General features: G+C 73.7%; 14 protein-coding genes. 5 read left to right on the forward strand and 9 right to left on the reverse strand.

Annotated features, from left to right (window positions below; genetic code table 11):
* Positions 1-284: 284 nt before the first annotated feature.
* From ACTUAL_RS08945 to ACTUAL_RS08975, 7 genes are all read right to left on the reverse strand, one after another.
* Positions 285-1796, reverse strand: coding sequence for an amino acid permease (locus tag ACTUAL_RS08945; protein ID WP_440899924.1), 1512 nt, complete (start codon positions 1794-1796; stop codon positions 285-287).
* A gap of 69 nt (positions 1797-1865) precedes the next feature.
* Entirely contained in the window at positions 1866-2783 is a 918-nt protein-coding gene (locus tag ACTUAL_RS08950) for a cation diffusion facilitator family transporter (protein WP_096498096.1), read from the reverse strand.
* A gap of 60 nt (positions 2784-2843) precedes the next feature.
* Positions 2844-4067 carry a mannose-6-phosphate isomerase, class I gene (gene manA / locus ACTUAL_RS08955; RefSeq protein ID WP_440899925.1) on the reverse strand — a complete coding sequence of 408 codons (1224 nt, stop codon included), beginning with the start codon at positions 4065-4067 and terminating at the stop codon, positions 2844-2846.
* A 103-nt stretch (positions 4068-4170) separates the two neighbouring features.
* Complete coding sequence (locus tag ACTUAL_RS08960; protein ID WP_440899926.1) at positions 4171-5247, reverse strand: SIS domain-containing protein; 1077 nt, start codon at positions 5245-5247, stop codon at positions 4171-4173.
* A 6-nt stretch (positions 5248-5253) separates the two neighbouring features.
* Positions 5254-5445 carry a Trm112 family protein gene (locus tag ACTUAL_RS08965; RefSeq protein ID WP_015805011.1) on the reverse strand — a complete coding sequence of 64 codons (192 nt, stop codon included), beginning with the start codon at positions 5443-5445 and terminating at the stop codon, positions 5254-5256.
* Positions 5446-5472: 27 nt separating this feature from the next.
* Complete coding sequence (locus tag ACTUAL_RS08970; RefSeq protein WP_440899927.1) at positions 5473-6825, reverse strand: phosphomannomutase/phosphoglucomutase; 1353 nt, start codon at positions 6823-6825, stop codon at positions 5473-5475.
* 78 nt (positions 6826-6903) lie between these two features.
* Positions 6904-7263, reverse strand: coding sequence for a DUF3499 domain-containing protein (locus ACTUAL_RS08975; RefSeq protein ID WP_084799289.1), 360 nt, complete (start codon positions 7261-7263; stop codon positions 6904-6906).
* A 145-nt stretch (positions 7264-7408) separates the two neighbouring features.
* Here ACTUAL_RS08975 and ACTUAL_RS08980 point away from each other — a divergent pair, with 145 nt between their 5' ends.
* Entirely contained in the window at positions 7409-7861 is a 453-nt protein-coding gene (locus tag ACTUAL_RS08980) for a metallopeptidase family protein (protein ID WP_015805014.1), read from the forward strand.
* A gap of 702 nt (positions 7862-8563) precedes the next feature.
* On the opposite strand, the gene ACTUAL_RS08985 is transcribed toward ACTUAL_RS08980, so the two are convergent.
* On the reverse strand, positions 8564-12511 hold the full coding sequence (locus ACTUAL_RS08985) for a glycosyltransferase (protein WP_440899928.1): 3948 nt from the start codon (positions 12509-12511) through the stop codon (positions 8564-8566).
* A 215-nt stretch (positions 12512-12726) separates the two neighbouring features.
* Positions 12727-12978, reverse strand: a complete 252-nt coding sequence (locus ACTUAL_RS08990; RefSeq protein WP_177154679.1) for a WhiB family transcriptional regulator — start codon at positions 12976-12978, stop codon at positions 12727-12729.
* Between the two features lie 314 nt (positions 12979-13292).
* Here ACTUAL_RS08990 and ACTUAL_RS08995 point away from each other — a divergent pair, with 314 nt between their 5' ends.
* The 4 genes from ACTUAL_RS08995 to ACTUAL_RS09010 are packed head-to-tail and all read left to right on the forward strand — an operon-like array spanning position 13293 to position 16943.
* Positions 13293-14042, forward strand: a complete 750-nt coding sequence (locus ACTUAL_RS08995; RefSeq protein WP_440899929.1) for a site-2 protease family protein — start codon at positions 13293-13295, stop codon at positions 14040-14042.
* 24 nt (positions 14043-14066) lie between these two features.
* Complete coding sequence (gene cofD, locus ACTUAL_RS09000; RefSeq protein WP_096496923.1) at positions 14067-15032, forward strand: 2-phospho-L-lactate transferase; 966 nt, start codon at positions 14067-14069, stop codon at positions 15030-15032.
* The gene (locus ACTUAL_RS09005) at positions 15025-16395 is read left to right on the forward strand and encodes a coenzyme F420-0:L-glutamate ligase (protein ID WP_440899930.1); all 1371 of its coding nucleotides are present in this window, start codon (positions 15025-15027) and stop codon (positions 16393-16395) included. The genes cofD and ACTUAL_RS09005 overlap by 8 nt, the downstream gene beginning before the upstream one ends.
* Before the next feature lie 2 nt (positions 16396-16397).
* Positions 16398-16943, forward strand: coding sequence for an NUDIX hydrolase (locus ACTUAL_RS09010; protein WP_096496925.1), 546 nt, complete (start codon positions 16398-16400; stop codon positions 16941-16943).
* Positions 16944-17069: the final 126 nt, after the last annotated feature.

A 17069-nucleotide genomic window follows, 5' to 3' on the forward strand; every position in this document is an offset into this window, starting at 1 on the left:
CTCGGCGAGCCGGATCTCCTTGCGCCCGAAGTCGGCCAGGGACAGATCGGCCACGGCGAAGTCGATACCGTTTCGGGTCTGAGCCAGGGCCGGGATCGTGCTGGTCACAGGGGTTCCTCCTGATCGGGATTCACCCGACAGAACCGGCAGTCCACGCCGGGTCTTCCCCGTCACCGGGAAGAGTCCCCGGATGGGCGACGGGGGCTTGACCACGGCGGATCGGCCCCGGAACGGCGGAAGGGCCGCCCCCCCCGGGGACCCCCCATCCGCCCAGCGCACGGGGACTACACCACCCCCATCGCGACCGGCGCGTCCGACCCCTGCTTGCCGAGCAGGGAGTGCTTGCGCCCGTAGGCGAAGTACACGACGACGCCGAGCGCCATCCACACCAGGAACCGGACCCAGGTGAGCGCGGTCAGGTTCAGCATCAGCCACAGGCAGGCGAGGATCGCCAGGACCGGGATGAACGGCACCCACGGCACCCGGAAGCCGCGCTTGAGGTCGGGCCGCGTCTTGCGCAGCACCAGCACGCCCGCCGACACCAGCACGAACGCGAAGAGCGTGCCGACGTTGACCATCTCCTCCAGCTTGCCCGCCGGGAAGAAGCCCGCGGCGACGGCGACGAGCAGGCCGATGCCGATGGTGATCTTCACGGGGGTGCCGCGCGTCCCGGTCTTGGCCAGGCCCCTGGGGAGCAGGCCGTCGCGGGACATCGCGAAGATCACCCGCGTCTGGCCGAGCATCAGCACCATGACCACGGTGGTGAGGCCGGCCAGCGCGCCGACGGAGATGACGGTGGCGGCCCAGTCAACGCCGTTGTCGGCGAACGCGGTCGCCAGGGTGGCGCGGCTGCCGTCCGGCTGGGTCTTGAGCTTGTCGTACGGCACCATGCCGGTGATCACGAGCGTGACCGCGATGTACAGCACGGTCACGATCGCGAGCGAGCCGAGGATGCCGCGCGGCACGGCGCGCTGCGGGTTCCTGGTCTCCTCCGCGGTCGTGGCGACCACGTCGAAGCCGATGAACGCGAAGAACAGCAGCGACGCGGCGGCCAGCAGGCCCATGATGCCGTAGGTGCTGCCGCCGAAGCCGGTGAGCAGGGAGAACAGCGACTGGTCCAGCCCGCTCGCCACCTCGGGGCCCGTCTCGGCGGGCGGGATGTACGGGCTGTAGTTGTCGGTGTTGATGTAGGTGACGCCGAGCGCGATGACCAGCAGCACCACCGCGATCTTGATCGCGGTGATGACGGCGCTGACCCGCGAGGACATCTTGGTGCCGAGGACCAGCAGCGCGGTCAGGACCGCGACGAGCAGCAGCGCGCCCCAGTCGACCTCGACCGACCCGGCGTCCACCGTGGTCCTCAGCTCCAGCCCGAGCTGCCCCAGCACCGTCTGGAGGTACTGCGACCAGCCCTTGCTGACCGCCGCCGCGCCGACCGCGAACTCCAGCACCAGGTCCCAGCCGATGATCCACGCCGCGAACTCGCCGAACGTCGCGTACGAGAACGTGTAGGCGCTGCCCGCCACCGGCACGGTGGAGGCGAACTCGGCGTAGCACAGCGCGGCGAGCGCGCAGGCCACGGCCGCGAGCACGAAGGCCAGCGACACCGAGGGGCCCGCGAGGTTGCCCGCCGTGCTGGCGGCGAGGGTGAAGATGCCCGCGCCGATCACCACGGCCACGCCGAAGATCGTCAGATCCCAGGCGGTGAGGTCCTTGCGCAGCTTGGTGTCTGGTTCGTCCGTATCAGCGATCGACTGCTCGATCGACTTCGTTCGCCACAACCCGTTGCCCGGCACGGCCGTTCCCTTCCCCTGCTCTCCCGCTGACAAACAAGCAACTCACCCTAATGGGGTAATGCTTTCGGGTCAGGCGTTCAGGGAGCGGTCCAGATCGGGCTCCAGGTAGATGAGCCGGGCGGCCGGGACCTTGTTGCGGACGCGGTGCTCGGCGTCGTTGATGGCCTGCGCGACGTCGGCGGTCTCCAGGCCCGGCTCCAGTGCGATCTTGGCCGCGACCAGCAGCTCGTCGGGGCCGATGTACTGGGTGCGGATGTGGATGACCCGCTGCACCTTGCCCGCCGCCAGCTCGTCGACGATCAGGTCGAGCTCGGCCGGGGAGGAGCCCTCGCCGATCAGCAGCGACTTCATCTCGATGATGAGGATCACGGCGATCACGCCGAGCAGCGCGCCGATGCAGATGGTGCCGATGGCGTCCCACACCGGGTCGCCGGTCAGCGTGCTCATGCCGACCCCGGCGAGCGCCAGGACGAGGCCGATCAGCGCGCCCGCGTCCTCCAGGAGCACCACGGGCAGCTCGGGCACCTTGGACTTGCGGATGAACTCCCACCAGGTGGCGTCGCCCTTGAGGGCCTTGGACTCCTTGATCGCGGTCGCGAAGCTGAAGCCCTCCAGGCCGATGGCGACCACCAGGATGACCACGGCCACGATCGGCGAGGACAGCTCCTCGTGGGCCTCCAGCTTGTGGATGCCCTCGTAGAGGGCGAACACCGAGCCGAGCGTGAACAGCAGCAGCGCCACCACGAACGAGTAGAAGTAGCGGTCCCGCCCGAACCCGAACGGGTGATTCTGGGTGGCCTTGCGCTGCGAGGTCTTCTGCCCCAGCAGCAGCAGCCCCTGGTTCGAGGTGTCGGCCACCGAGTGCACCGACTCGGCGAGCATCGACGACGACCCCGTGATGAGGAAGCCGACGAACTTGGCCACCGCGATCCCCGCGTTCGCCAACAACGCGGCGATGATGGCCTTGGTACCGCCTCCTGCTGACACCCTGTGCTCCCTGTGGTCCACGCGTCGTGTGAAGTGACGGTGAGACCTTAGTGGAGAGCTCTACGGAACACCGGGGGTAGCGCGGAACAGCTGGGCGTCCTCGGTCGCCTCGACGCGCAGCGCCGGGTCGGCGGCGGGCAGCCACACGGACTGGCCCCGGCGCAGTTCCAGCACGTCGGCGTGGCCGCCCCGGTGCACGGACAGCGTCGCCGAGCCCCGGGCGCACAGCAGGATCTGCGGCCCGCCGTGGTCGACCTCCACGCTCTCGCCCGCCGCCAGCTCGATGCGGGACAGCTCGAACTCGGGGCACGGGGTGCGGTACACCCACAGGCCGGGCCGGGTGGGCTCGCCGCGCTGCACGGGCATGTCGCCGCTGCTGAAGTCGAGCACGCGCATCAGCTCGGGCACGTCGACGTGCTTGGGCGTGAGGCCGCAGCGCAGCACGTTGTCCGAGTTGGCGAGGATCTCCACGCCGGTGCCGTGCAGGTAGGCGTGCAGGTTGCCCGCGGGCAGGTAGATGGCCTCGCCGGGGCTCAGGACGATCCGGTTGAGCAGCAGCGCGGCCAGCACGCCCGCGTCGCCGGGGTACGCCTCGCCCAGCTCCAGCGCGGTGCGGCACTCGGCGTCGAACTCGCCGCGGTCCTTCACGTGGGCCACGCACGCGTCGAGCACCTGCGGCAGGAGCCCGTCGAGCGAGTTCTGCGGCAGGGTGATCAGGGTGGTGAACAGGGCGCGCAGGCCGCTGCCGTCCGGCTGGGCGGCGAGCAGCTCGGTGTAGGGCGCGAGGTCGGGCGCGTCGAGCGAGCGGAGCAGCGCGACCGTGCGGTCCGGGGCGCGGAAGCCCGCGAGCGCGTGGAACTCGGTGAGCGCGCAGATCAGCTCCGGCTTGGCCGAGGGGTCCTTGTAGTTCCTTATCGGCGAGTCCACGGCGAGGCCCGCGGCGTCCTCGGCGGCGAACCCGAAGGCGGCCTGCTCGGCGGACGGGTGGGCCTGCAGGCTCAGCGGCTCCTCGGCGGCGAGGACCTTCAGCAGGAACGGCAGCCTGCCGCCGAAGCGCTCGGCGCAGCCGGCGCCGAGCTGGCCGCGCGGGTCCTCGGCGAGCAGGTCGAGCAGGCTGCGGCGGGTCCCGTCGGGTCCGATCACGCGGGACGGGTCGCCGGGGTGGGCGCCCATCCACAGCTCCGCCTCGGGGTGCGGGGCGGGCACCTCCCGCCCGAGCATCTCGGCGATGGCGGTACGCGATCCCCACGCGTACGCGCGCACCGCGTTGTGCAGCAGTTCCACTTGACGTCCACTTCCCTCGGGCAGGGGCTACTCGTACCGGGGCCGGTCTGGCGCCGGCGTCCGGCTGGTCGGTGCTCGGGCTGGTTCGGTGCTCGGCGGGGGCTCAGACGGCGGACGCGTAGCGGCCCGGCCCCCCGAGGGTGCCCGCCGCGAGCCCCAGGTAGAGCGAGGCGAGCTCGAACCTCAGCGCGAGCAGCGCCGAGCACACCGCGTCCCCGCCGGACACCTCCTCCGCCGGTTCCAGCACGTCGGCCCCGACGAGCGACCGGACGGCCGCGAGCTTGGCCTGCTCGGCCTGCTGGCCCCGGCGGACCGCGAGCAGCAGCACCCTGACCTGACCGCCCGGCTCCTCGTCCGGGTCGGCGAAGATGTCGGCGCCCGAGGTGCCCTGCACGGCTCTGCGGTGCAGGGCGGTCCGGGTGATCGCCTGCCGGTGCGGCGCCACGTCGCAGACGAGCCCGGCGTGGCGCGCGAGGACGCCCGCGCCGTGGCCCGCCACCGCCGTGGCCATGTCGTCCAGCCCCCACAGCAGCGGGGTGCGCTCGGCGACGCGCAGCGCGAGCGACTTGGCCGGGTTGACGAACGACTCGTGCACGGGGTGGTCGCGCTCGGCCTCGCGGTCGAGCTCGTCGGCGACCTGGGTGAGGTCGACCTCCAGCAGCCCGAGCGCGCTCAGCGCGGACGCCCAGGCCGCGAACACCCGGACGAACCCGAAGCCCTGCGGCACCGGCACCCTGGGCGGGACGAGCAGCGCGTGCCTGGCCGCCGAGGCCGCGACGGGTCCGTCGGGCTCGGCGGTCAGCAGCACGCGGGCGCCGCGCCTGCCCGCCAGGTCGACCGACTCGGCGAGCACGTGGTCGCCGGGGTCCTCGGTGTGGGCGAGGACCACGTCGAGCGCGCCGACCCAGCCGGGGGCCTCGTCGGAGACCACGACCGGCACGGGGCAGCGCGGGCCCAGCAGGGCGGTCACCAGGTTGGCGACCGCCGGGCCGACACCCGGCCGGGTGATGAGGACGAGTGCCCTGGGGCGCTCCCGCATCACCCGGTCGACACCCAGCTCGGCCGCCGCCTCGGCGGTGGCCCTGACCTGGGCGCCCGCCCGCGCCGCGGCGCGGAGCAGGTCATCGGTGTCGGCGTCGGCGAGCCTGCGCTGGTCGTCCAGCAGTGTGTCGTCGAGCACGGGTGCTCACCCCGCTGCCGGCTCGACGGCTTCGCCGAGCAGCAGCACCGGGATGCCGTCCTCCACCCGGTAGGTCCTGCCGCACGCCGTGCAGGTCAGGTACTCCAGAGCCGGGTCGGGGCCGGTCCCCTGCCGCAGCGGAGCGTGCTCGGGGCACGGGCAAGCGAGTACTTCGAGCAGCCGCGGGTCGAGTTGCACCAGTTCCTCCTCGTGCTGTCCGGCGCCTCAGGCGCGGACGATGGCCAGCACCTCGTCGCTCAGCGCGGCGACCGAGGCGGCGTCGGCCGCCTCGACGTTCAGGCGCAGCAGCGGCTCGGTGTTCGACGCCCTCAGGTTGAACCAGGAGCCGTCGGGCAGCGAGACGGTGAGACCGTCCAGCTCGTCCAGCTCCACGCCCTCGCGGGCGCCGAACTCGGCCTTGATCGCGGCAAGCCTGCCCGCCTGGTCGGCGACCGTCGAGTTGATCTCACCCGAGGCGGCGTACCGCTCGTAGTCCGCGGTGAGGGCGGACAGGGCGCCGTCCTGCTCGCCGAGCGCGGCCAGCACGTGCATCGCGGCGAGCATCCCGGTGTCGGCGCGCCAGAAGTCGCGGAAGTAGTAGTGGGCCGAGTGCTCGCCGCCGAAGATGGCGCCGGTGGTGGCCATCTCCTGCTTGATGAACGAGTGGCCCACGCGGGTGCGCACGGGCGTGCCGCCGTTCTCGCGGACGATCTCGGGCACGGCGCGCGAGGTGATCAGGTTGTGGATGATCGTGCCGCCGGGGTCCTTGGCCAGCTCGCGCGAGGCGACCAGGGCGGTGATCGCGCTGGGCGAGAAGGGCTCGCCGCGCTCGTCCACGACGAAGCAGCCGTCGGCGTCGCCGTCGAAGGCCAGGCCCGCGTCGGCGCCGACCTCGCGGACCTTCGCCTGCAGGTCGACGATGTTCTTCGGGTCGAGCGGGTTGGCCTCGTGGTTCGGGAAGTTGCCGTCCAGCTCGAAGTACATCGGGACGACGTCGATCGGCAGGCCGTCGAACACGACCGGGACGGTGTGGCCGCCCATGCCGTTGCCCGCGTCCACGACGACCTTCAGCGGGCGGATGGCCCGCAGGTCGACCAGCTCGCGCAGGTAGGCGGCGTACTCGGTGAGCATGTCGCGCTCGGACAGCGTGCCGGGGGCGACGCCGTCGGCGTCGGCCACGCCCTGCTCGGCGTCCTCGCGGATCTGCGTCAGGCCGGTGTCCTGGCCGACCGGGGCGGCGCCCGCGCGGCAGAGCTTGATGCCGTTGTACTTGGCCGGGTTGTGGCTGGCGGTGAACATCGCGCCGGGCAGGTCGAGCTTGCCGGAGGCGAAGTACAGCATGTCGGTGCTGGCCAGCCCGATGCTGATCACGTCGACGCCCTGCTTCGTGACGCCCTCGGCGAAGGCGGCGGCGAGGCCGGGGGACGAGTCGCGCATGTCGTGGCCGATCACGATGGCCGGGCCGCCGACCAGGCGCGCGAAGGCCGCGCCGAAGTCGCGAACCACGTCGACGTCGAGCTGCTCGCCCACGACACCACGGATGTCGTAGGCCTTGACGATGCCGGACAGATCGCGCACGCCCACACTCCCAGATCAGCTCTTGACACTGCGGTCAGCAGCCTACCGGCGCGCGGGGCGTCGTCGCGCCGGGTCGCCTCAGTCTTCGCGCGGATCGGGCAGAACGCGCAGGTGGCCGCGCCTGATAGTGCCGAGCGGCACCTCGGGGGGTTGCGGCGAACGGTCGACCCGGCCCGCCTCCCGGACGGCCTCGGCGAGCGCGGTGAGGTCGTCGACGGTGGGTTCGGGGGGCGCGAACTCGCCCTGGTAGCGCACGACCTCCCAGCCGCGCGGCGCGGTGAGGCGCAGGGCGTGCTCCTCGCACAGGTCGTAGCTGTGCGGCTCCGACGAGGTCGCCAGCGGGCCCACGACCGCCGTCGAGTCCGCGTAGGCGTACGTGAGCGTGGCGACTGCCGGGTTCGCGCACCCGGTTCGAGAGCACCGTCTCACGCTCCGCACGGCGGGCACGATATCGCGTCGCGGGGCGGCTGTGTTGGATTGCCCTCGGTGTTTCACCGGCGGGTGCGTTGGCGGAGCCAACTTCGCAGGTCGGGGCACTGGCCGCCGAAGGGGTGAAGGGGCTGACTAGTCTTGGGGCGTGGTGATGGCTCGGGGTTCACGGCGGCAGGGTCCTCCTCGGCGGCGCAGGCGCGACCGCCACGGGCGAGGGCTGCGCGGTCCGCTGTACCCGGCCACGATGCCCGCGGCCCGCAGCAGGGCGGAGCGGTTCGACGCGGTGGTGCTGGAGGCGCTGGAGCCGATCGAGGCCCGCTGGCGCACGGAGCTGACGCAGCTGGACGTCGCGGTGGACGACGTGCCCGACGTGGCGCCGTCGACCTCCGGCGAGGACGACGACGTGGTGGAGGACGGGAACGTCCCGCTGGCGCGGCTGATGCAGCCGGGGCAGGACCGGAGGGCCCGGATCGTGCTGTACCGGCGGCCGTTGGAGGCGCGGGCGAAGGACGGGGCCGATCTGGCGGACCTGGTGCACGACGTGCTGGTGGAGCAGGTGGCGAACTACCTGGGGCTGGACCCGGACGTCATCGACGGGGAGTAGTCGGCGGTGGTGGCGGGGCGGCGGGCTGCTCTCGTTGCTTGAACCACTTCGGGTTCCCGCTCCCACGACGGGAACCCGAACCCGATTCCCGAAGTGCTCACGGGGAAACCGCTCACCGTTTTCACCCGAATGCTTCACCCGACCGAGAAGTTCCAGTTGTGGAAAACCCGCGAGCAAACGCTTGCACCGCCCCGAGTTGTCAGTCCAAGCCGGTTGGATTGATTTCGGGGGCCGCTTCTGAAGTTGATCACCGGTACGGCCGTTCGGCGGCTTTCGGGGTGGACGCGAAAAACACTCACGACTGACCGGTGGAACTCGCGCGCGCAATCTGGGCCTCGCCGGGTGAGTTTGGCGGTGGACAAGCGCTTTCCACGGTTGTGGGGAACTCCGGGCCGCGAGGCGGACTCCGCAGCTGCGGGTGGGTTCCAAGCCACGAGACGGGCTTTTCCACTGCGGGCGGGTTCCGGCCACGAGGTGAGATCCGCGACTGCGGGTGGGTTCCGAGCCGCGAGGCGGGCTCCTCCACTGCGGACAGGTTCTGGGCCGCGAGGCTGGCACTGCGGCTGCGGGCGGGTTCCGGCGGCCATGGGCAGGGCTAGGGCTGTGGCCTGGGCGGCAAGCGCTTGCCCGGTTGTGGCGGCCAGCGGTCGCCCCGTTGGGGTGGCCAGCGATCGCCCCGTTGGGGTGGCCAGCGGTTGTCCGTCAGCGGCGGCGGGTGGGGAGTGCGGTGAGCAGCGTGACCAGGACGGCGGCGGCCTGGGTCAGCAGGAGCAGTTCGCGGAGCAGGGTCGGCGCCTCCACGCGCACGTCCGCCGCCTGCGCGGGCACCGGCACGGCCACCAGGTGGCCCCACGCGCGCAGCACCGGGACCGGTCTGCCGTCCGCGGTCGCGCGCCAGCCCGGTTCCTCCTCGGCGGCCAGGACGAGCACGCGTCCCGCCGGGCCGTCCGAGACCCGCGCGCCCGCGTCGGGCAGGTCGGCCGCCACCGGCACGACGCCGGGTGTGCCCTGGTCGGCGGGTGGGTCGCCGCCGGTTCGGGCGGTTCGGGCCAGTTCCGGGGACAGCAGGAGGGCGGTGCCGCCGGTGAGCAGCACCCGCAGCACCGGTCGACCGTCCGAGAGCGGCGGGGTGGTGGTGAGCAGGTCGCCCGCCGCCGCGCGCATCCGGTCGGCCTCGGCGCGGTCGCGCGGCACCACGAACGACACGCCGGACGCCGCCGCCTGCGCGAGCGCGGTCCGGGTGCGGCGCTGGTCGCCGCCGGTCAGGTCGCGGGTCCAGCGCGCCAGGCGGACCGGGCTGGACGGGGTCGGCGGGGTGTCGTCGTCGCCGAACGCCGGGAGCCTGCCCGCGACCTGCCTGGTCGGTTCGCCCAGGACCAGCACCGAGCGGTTCGTGGCGGGCAGTTCGGCGGCCAGGGTGGACGGCAGGCGGACGGGGTCGGCGCTGAGCGGGCCGTCGCGCAGGCCGAGGACTCCGGCCGGGACCAGCACCAGGAGCAGGATCACGAGCGCGGTGGCGGGGAGCAGCTTCGGCAGCCTGGCGCGGGGAGCGCGCGGCGGTTCGGCGTGGGGAACCGGTGGCGTGCCGGCGCGGGGAGCGTGCGGCGACCCGGTTCGGGTCGCAGGTGGCGCGACCCGGCCCGGTTGCGCGGTGGTGGGGCGGTGGCAGGCGGCCAGCAGCACGTGCACCAGGCCCCAGCCCGCCAGGACCAGGGGTGCGCCGGTCCAGCCCGTGTGGGCGTCGCCGCCACCCATCGGGGTGACCGGGAACGCGATCAGGGCCACCGCGGCGAACCCGGCCAGCACAACCGCCGCCGCGCCCGGCAGCATCGCGCGCGTCGGGCGCAGCAGCGCGGCGACCAGGGCGGCGGGCAGCAGCAGTGCGCCCGCCCACGGGAGCGCGCCGTCACCGCCAGGGGTCAACGCGAGCAGCTCTGTCACCGAGACGGGTGGGGTGGGTTGGTGAGCGCCTACGCCGTGTAGCAGCACCACCGGGTGCTCCACGACCACGGCGGGCCACGGGAGCAGCAGCGCCATGGGGAGCAGGACGATGGCGAACAAGCCCGCCATCCGCCGCCTGCCGTCGCCGACCAGGGCGGGCACGGCCACGAAGCCGATCAGCGCGGCCAGCGCCACCAGCGCGTGGACCAGCGGTGAGAACGCGCCCAGCGCGGCGAGGCCCAGCGCCGTCCCGGACGCGACCGGCAGCCAGGCCGGGCCGGTGCCGCCGCGCAGGACGGCCGACACACCGGCCAACACGGGTGGTAGCAGGACGTGCACGACCACCACGTCCAGGCGACCTTGGGCCACTGCTGCGGTGGAGGCCGGTAGCAGGGCGTAGCAGGCGGCCAGGAGGGCTCTGACCGGTCGGGGGACGGGGGCGCGCCTGGTCGCGGCGTAGGCGGCCAGGCCGGCGAGCGGGGCGTCGCCGAGGAGAAGCAGCGCGGTCGCCGCCGCCGGACCGCCCAGGAGGGCTCCGGCCGTGCCCAGGACGGCCAGCGCGGCGGGGGCGGGCGCGGTGGTGCCGCCGGACACCGGGTGCCACGGCGACAGGTACGCGGACCACAGGTCGGCCAGCGCGGGGACGGGCAGGAGGCGACCGCCCGCGAGGTCCAGACCGAGGCGGCCGGAGTTGGCGACCAGCGCGAACAGGACCAGGCCCAGGGCCAGGAGGAGCGGCGGGCCGAGCAGGACCGAGCGCAGCACGGCCGCCCGGTCGACCTCGACGAACACCGCGCGGGGCAGCGGGGGTGGGAGAGGGGTGCCCCTCGGCACCGGGGACGGGCGGAGCGGGGTGGGGGTGATCGCCTCCGGGGCCGGGCGCGCAGTGGAGGCGGAAGGCGGGACGGAGGCGGAAGGCGGGACGGAGGTGGAAGGCGGGACGGAGGCGGAGGACAGGGCGGAGGCGGAGGACAGGGCGGGGACAGAAAGGGGGACGAGGGCGGAGGCCGCGTCTGGGAGCGGGGCCGCGCTAACGGCGGAGGCCGCGTCTGGGGCCGTGTCCGAGGCGCGGGCTGCGCCTGGGGCCGGGATCGGGGCCGAGGCTGGGAGCGGGGTGGAGGTGGTGGGCGGGGCGGGGGTCGTGCCCAGGGGCGGGATCGGGGTCGGGGTGGAGGTGGCCGTCAGGGCGGGATCGGGGCCGGGGATGGACGCGGGGTTCGGGGCTGGAGCGCCGCCAGGGGCGGAGGCGGCGTTCAGGGTTGGAGCGCTGCCCAGGGTGGTGGCGGGGTTCGGGGTGGGCAGGAGGACTGCCGTGGCGGGTCTGCGCAGGCCACCCGTGGTGCGCACCGGTCTGCGGCGGGGTAGGGCACCTGCGGGGAGTGCGTCCGGGCCCACGGGCCTGGGGAGGTCCTCGGGTTCCGGTTCCGGTGCCTGTTCCGGAGCGCGGGGTGGGGCGGTGGTGGGTGGGGTGGGGAGTTTGCCCAGGGCGGCGTCGGCCTCGACCCTGCGGCGGACCAGGTGGGTCGCGGTGGCTCGGGCGGTGTTGCGGAGGCGGGTGGTCCGGCTGGTCAGGAGGCCGGGGAGGGAGGCTCGGTGGGGGCGGGCGGCTCGGGCGGCGCGCAGGGACGCGCGGCCGGTGAGCAGGTGGTGGAGGGCGGTCAGCTCGGCTCGGGCGTCCGGGAGGCGGCGGAGCAGGAGCAGGCCTGCGGCGCGCAGGATCGAGAGCGCGGTCAGGCGCGGGAGGCCGAGGACGAACGCGGTGGGACCGGAGTTGATCAGGAGGACGCGCATTCCGTGCGTCCGCTCGGTCACGCGCAGGGCTGAGCGCGCCCTTCGCCTTGCCGGCACCGCACCTCGCGCACCAGCGCCAACGGGCGGTTCGGACCCGTCACCGACACCGGGGCCGTCCGGTTCCAGGAGCCGCTCGCCGGTGGTCAGGGCCCTGGCGTGGCGCAGGCGGGCCGCAGGCACCAGCAGCACGGAGTGGCCCGCCAGGTTGGCGCGCCAGCCCAGGTCCACGTCCTCCCCCACAAGGCCGAACGCGCGGTCGTAGCCACCCAGCCCGGTCCACGCCGACCTGCGCACCAGCGCACCCGCCGACCCGACCGCCAGCGCCTCCGAGGTCCGCTCGAACGCGCCCACCGGCTCGCCCCGGCCCACGCCGGTCTGGCGCCTGCCCGACGCGTCGGTCGACAGCCCGGCCTCGACCACCACCCGCGGATCGGCCCAGTCCACCACCAGCGGACCCAGCACGGCCGAGGACGGGGCGATCTCGGCGGTCACGAGCAGCGCGGACAGGCAGCCGGGTTCGGGCGCGCTGTCGTCGTGCAGCACCCACACCCACGCGCCCGGATCACCCCAGCGCTCCTCGGCGTGCGCCACGGCGGCGTGCACCGCCTCCGCGAAACCGGTGGACCTGGGCAGGGTCAGCACGCCGCTGAGCAGCCCGGCGACCCCAACCGCAGCAGCAGCGGGCGCAGCTCCGGAGGGCGCGCCGGCAACAGGCACGCCCCCGACCCCCGCTGACGCGGCGGCCAGCAAAGCCGCCGTGCCGTCGCGCGAGCCGGTGTCCACGGCCAGGACGTGCCTGGGCGCGGGCCGCTGGGCGCGCAGCGCGGCCAAGGCCTCCCCCAGCCAGCGCTCACCGTCGTGGCACACCAGCACGGCCAGCACCGGAGCGGTGCGCGGAGCAGGGGTGCCGTGGGTCACCGCGCAGGCCCCCGTTCGTCCCGACCAGGTCTAGACGATCAACGCTAGGGCACCGCACCCACCTCGGCACACCAACGAGTGACGCCGAAGCGTCACCAACGGTCACACCGAGCACCCGAACGACACCGACCCCCGACGTCACACCGCCGACGACCAGCCCAGATTTCACCCCTCCGGGGGACAACTTCGCGTCGCGAAGCCCCCAGGACCCGAGCTCACACCGCGCGCTTCTTGAGCTTCCTCCGCTCGCGCTCGGACAGGCCGCCCCAGATGCCGAAGCGCTCGTCGTGAGCCAGCGCGTACTCCAAGCACTCGGAGCGCACCTCGCACCCCAGGCAGATGCGCTTCGCCTCCCTGGTCGATCCCCCCTTCTCGGGGAAGAACGCCTCCGGGTCGGTCTGCGCGCACAGGGCGCGCTCCTGCCAGTCCTGCTCGTCTGCCGGGTCGAACGAACCGCCGATCACCACAAGCTCACGCGCCTGCCCGTCGACCCCGTCAACCCGACCCCCGTCGAATTCCTGCAACCGTCCGCCTCCTCGCCTTCCGCTCTCCCCGGTTGGCGGACACCACTCGCCGTCCCCACAACGTCGAATGACACCGATGTGATTACACCTGTGTCACAACACCCGGTCAAGCCGAGTACACAGGACGGGGGATATTGGCGCGATCGGCGGCAAAAGGCTTGACTAGCAGCACAGACGGTGATTGTCGGGCTGCTCCGTGCGATAAGCCCTGCGCGGATGGCCCACGGACTACCCGGGGGTCACGGCACACTGGACCCGTGAAGAGTTCCGCAGTGCGACCCAGCCCACTGTTCCTCGGTCTCCTAGCCGCGACTGTGGCGGGGGCAGTGCTCACCGTTCTCGATTCAGAGATCGCGATCACCACGGGCACCGTGCTGCTCGTCCTGGGCGGTTGGGCGGTGTCGCTGTGCCTGCACGAGTTCGGCCACGCCATGGTCGCCTACAAGGGCGGTGACTTCGAGGTCCGCGACAAGGGCTACCTGACGCTGGACATCCGCCGCTACACCGACCCGGTGCTGAGCCTGGTCCTGCCGCTGCTGCTGCTCGCGTTCGGCGGCATCCCGCTGCCCGGCGGCGCGGTGTGGATCAACCACTACGCGCTGCGGTCGCGGCGGGTCGAGTCGTGGGTGTCGCTGGCGGGCCCGCTGAGCAACCTGGTGCTCGGCCTGCTGCTCGCGCTGTCCGTGGTGCTGTTCAGCCCGCCCCTGGCCCTGGCCGCCGCCCTGTCCTACCTGGCGCTGCTCCAGGTGCTCGCGTTCACCCTGAACATCCTGCCCGTCCCCGGCCTCGACGGCTGGGGCGCGATCGAGCCGTGGCTGCCGCCGAACGTGCGCGCGTTCGGCGCGAAGGCCCGCCCGTGGGCCCCGCTGGTGCTGTTCGCCGTCCTGATCGGCCTGCCCGCGCTCGCCCGGCCGTTCTTCGACCTCGCCTACTGGGTGTTCGGGCTGGTCGGCGGGGACGCGGTGCTCGCCTACTACGGGCAGAGCACCTTCCTGTTCTGGCGCTGACCCCCGGTGGGAGGATGGCCCCCCGTGAAGGTCGTCGTGGTGGTTGGCGGGGTTGGCGGGGCGCGGTTCCTGGTGGGGCTCAAGTCCCTGCTCGCGGGGTCCGAGCACGAGATCACGGCGGTGGTGAACACCGGTGACGACGTGTGGATGCACGGTCTGCGGATAACGCCCGACCTGGACACCTGCATGTACACCCTGGGTGGCGGCATCGACGCCGAGCGCGGGTGGGGCCGGGCAGGCGAGTCGTGGGTGGTCAAGGAGGAGCTGGCCGCCTACGGGGCCGACCCGGAGTGGTTCGGGCTCGGCGACCGGGACATCGCGACCCACCTGGTGCGCACCCGGATGCTGAACGCGGGCTACCCGCTGTCGGCCGTGGTCGAGGCGCTGTGCCACCGCTGGCAGCCGGGCGTGCGCCTGCTGCCGATGAGCGACGACCGCGTCGAGACGCACGTGGTCGTCGAGGACGACGGCGGGCGCAGGGCCATCCACTTCCAGGAGTGGTGGGTCAAGCACCGGGCGAAGCTGCCCGCGCTGTCGTTCGCGTCGGTCGGCGCGGAGAAGGCGCGGCCCGCGCCGGGCGTGCTGGACGCGATCGCCGAGGCGGACGCGGTCGTGCTGGCCCCGTCGAACCCGGTGGTGAGCGTGGGCACGGTGCTGGCGGTGCCGGGCATCCGGGACGCGCTGCGCAAGACGTCGGCGGGCGTGGTGGGCCTGTCGCCGATCATCGGCGGCAAGCCGCTGCGCGGCATGGCGGACGCGTGCCTGTCCGCGATCGGCGTGGAGACCTCGGCCGAGGCGGTCGGGCGGCTGTACGGGTCGCGGCGGATGTCGGAGGACGGCGTGCTGGACGCGTGGCTGGTGCACAGCGGCGACCGGTGCGACGTGCCGGGCGTGGCGGTGCGGGCGGTGCCGCTGCTGATGTCCTCGCCCGAGGCGACCGCGGAGATGGCGCGGGCCGCGCTGGACCTGGCGGGGGCCGACGTTGACTGAGCGCGAGGCCCCTCGGGCGGTCGTGGAGCCCTCCGGCGCGGACCACGCGGCTTCCGGGGGCGTGACGATCCTGCCGGTGCCCGGCCTGCCGGAGTTCCGGCCGGGCGACGACCTGGCGGGCGCGCTCGCGACCGCCGCGCCGTGGCTGGCCGACGGCGACGTGGTCGTGGTGACCAGCAAGGTCGTCTCGAAGGTCGAGGGCAGGCTGGTGCGGGTGCCCGCCGACCCGGAGGAGCGGGACGCGGTGCGCAGGCACTGGGTGCGCGCCGAGGCGGTGTCGGTGATCGCGCGGAAGAACCGCACGCTGATCACCGAGAACAAGCTGGGCGTCATCCAGGCGGCCTCCGGCGTGGACGCCTCGAACGTGGCGGGCGACGAGATCGCGCTGCTCCCGGTGGACCCGGACGCGTCGGCCGCCGCGCTGCGGGCGAGGCTGGCGGAGCTGCTGGGCGTGGCGGTGGCCGTGGTGGTCACCGACACGATGGGCCGGGCCTGGCGGGTCGGGCAGACCGACGCGGCGATCGGCGCGGCGGGCCTGGCGGTGCTGCACCGGTACGCGGGCTCGGTGGACCGGCAGGGCAACTCCCTGGTGGTGACCGAGGTGGCGGTGGCCGACGAGATCGCCGCGGCGGCCGACCTGGTCAAGGGCAAGCTGGGCGCGGTCCCGGTGGCCGTGGTGCGCGGCCTGCCGACCACCGACGACGGCTCGACGGCCCGCGACCTGGCCCGCCCGGTCGAGGACGACCTGTTCCGGCTGGGCACGGCGGAGGCGATCGCGAAGGGCCGCGCCGAGGCGCTGCTGGTGCGCCGGTCCGTGCGCGCGTTCACCGACGAGCCGGTGGACCCGGCTCTGCTGCGCAGGGCGGTGGGCGCGGCCCTGACCGCACCGGCGCCGCACCACACCCGGCCGGTCCGGTTCGTGCACGTGTGGGAGCGCCGGACGGCGCTGCTGGACGCCATGCGGGAGCGCTGGCGCGAGGACCTGCGCGCCGACGGCCTGCCCGAGGAGGCCGTGGCCAGGCGCACCGCGCGCGGGGACTTCCTGCGCGACGCCCCGGAGATCGTGCTGCCCTTCCTGATCAGGTCGGGCGCGCACGCCTACCCGGACGAGCGCAGGGCCGAGGCCGAGCGCACCATGTTCACGATCGCGGGCGGGGCAGCCGTGCAGGGCCTGCTGGTGGCGCTGGCCGCCGAGGGCGTCGGCTCGTGCTGGGTGTCGTCCACGATCTTCTGCCCGGACGTGGTCCGCGCGGCGCTGGACCTGCCGTCGTCGTGGGAACCGCTGGGCGCGGTGGCGGTGGGTCACCCGGTCGAGCCCCTGGAGGCCAGGCCGCTCGTGGAGGAAGGGTTCGTGGAGCTGTGAGCGTGGACGGGCTGCGCGCGAGCGCGCTGGCGGTGCTCGGGGACTGGAAGCCGGGGACGGCGGAGCAGGAGGCGCTGCGGCAGGCCTACCTGGGCTTCCTGCTGGCCAGGCCGGACGCGTGCGCCCGCGCCTGCGAACCGGGCCACCTGACCGCGTCCGCCGTGGTGCTGGACGCGAGCGGCGAACGGGTGCTGCTGACCCTGCACCCCAGGGTCGGGCGCTGGTTGCAACTGGGCGGGCACTGCGAGGAGACCGACGCGACCCTGCCGGACGCCGCGATGCGCGAGGCGACGGAGGAGTCGGGGATTCCGGGCCTGGTGCTGGACCCGGAGCCGGTGCACCTGGACGTGCACCCGATCACCTGCTCGCTGGGCAAGCCGACCCGGCACTTCGACGTGCGCTTCGTGGTCAGGGCCCCGGAGGGGGCGGTACCGGTGATCAGCGCGGAGTCGAAGGACCTGCGGTGGTGGCCGGTGGACGACCTGCCGGAAAACACCGAGGACCTCCGCCCGCTGATCGCGGCGGCGCGAGCACGCACGAAAACCTGACCCAAGCACCGGACGCGAACCGCAGCCAACCGCACCAAGCCACAGCCGAACTGCTTCGCGGGTTGACCGCCTCGCGGGCTGCACTGCCCTTCACCGCCTCGCGGGCTGCAGGGCGAGCGAAGCGAG

Source organism: Actinosynnema sp. (assembly GCF_052038725.1).